The 1331-nt window shown below is 68.2% G+C and carries 2 protein-coding genes; both read left to right on the top strand.

Annotated elements, in window-relative coordinates:
* Window positions 1-541, top strand: a 541-nt coding sequence (locus AC097L_RS24650; RefSeq protein ID WP_479589350.1) for a hypothetical protein, incomplete at its 5' end; no start/stop codon positions are given.
* A 10-nt stretch (window positions 542-551) separates the two neighbouring features.
* Window positions 552-1331: hypothetical protein (locus AC097L_RS24645; protein WP_479589349.1), on the top strand; the 780-nt coding region annotated here is incomplete at its 3' end.

Raw genomic sequence — 1331 nt, 5'->3', positions numbered from 1 at the left:
CGGCCAGTTGCTGCGCCGCTACCCCAACACCGCCGTCTACGCCTGGAAAAAGACTGCCGGGGCCGACAGCCTGTTGAAAGACGCGCAAGGCCAGCCACCCGACGGCGCGCTGGCCACGCCGCGGTTTAGCGGCACGATTGGCGACGACATCAGCTTCTTTGGCTTCGACATCGACGACGAAAAAGCCGCCGACTGGTGCTTTGTGCTGGAAGAGCAGATGACCGAGCCGCGCTTTGGCTTCGATGTGGACGAGCCCGCCCCCGGCCAGGCCCGCACCGGCCCACCCCGGCGCAACGCTTTGCGCACCGCCATGGCCACGCCCCTGCACAGCCAGTACAACGCCTACAAGGCCTTGTCGTGGAGCAACCTGGCCGTACCCCCCGGCGGCTTTTTCACGCTGGCCGGGCTGCGCCAAGCACCGCCACCGGCATTTGCGAGTTTCCCCATGCTGACGGCCCAGGCCAATGCCGCCGAAATCGCCCGCGCCCTGCTGCAACAACCGTTCCGTGCCTTTTTTGTGGGCGCAGATTTGATTACCTGAGGATGCCGCCATGCCCGCACTGAACCTGAATCTGGACGCACTGCAGGCCGCCCGCGCCGAGCTGGTGCGCCAGCGCGAAACCCAGCGCAGCGCCACCCTGGCCTGGCAGCAGGCCCAGGCCGCACTCGACACCCTGGCCCGCACGGGTGCCGGTGCAGACACCCTGCAAGAGCAGGCCAAGATCGCCGCCGACCTGCGCCGCGCCGCCCAGGCGGCCCTGCAAGGCACGGCAGAGCGGCTGCAAGGCATTCAAAACCTCTCGCAAGACCTGCTGGGCCATTTGCAACTGCCACCAGACAACCCGGCCCCGCTGGTGCAGGCGCTGGATGCCGCGCACCCAGTCGCCCTGCTGCCGGTGGCAGTGCAAACCCGCTACACGGCCGATGGCAGCACGCTGATGGTGCGCATCTACCCCGATGCCATCCACACCTTTGGCCACGAACCGGGCCTGAGCGAGGCCGAAACCGCCGAGGGCAAGCGCTACTGGACCGAACGCTTTGCCACGCCCAGCGACACCGAGTCGCCCTGGCTGCAGATTGCCCGCATCTACACCCCGGCCCGCGCCGCCTGGATTGTGCGCAGCACCACACCCACCAACTTCGACCTGCTGGGCCGCCGCATCGACGATGCCGACGCGGTGCTGGTCAGCCCCGAGTTCATTGATGCGGCCATTCCCCAGGCCAGCAGCAACGGGGCCACCGTCTACGCCACCGCCCTGCCCGACCGCTTTGTGGTGGTGGGCCAAAGCAAGGGCCGCGAGGTGTTCCGCGTCTGGGGCCAGCCGGTGGCC

It is taken from the genome of Rhodoferax sp. RT5P35 (assembly GCF_056521385.1).
The sequence above is the reverse complement of the archived record's forward strand: the minus strand, read 5'-3'. Positions and strand labels throughout refer to the sequence as shown.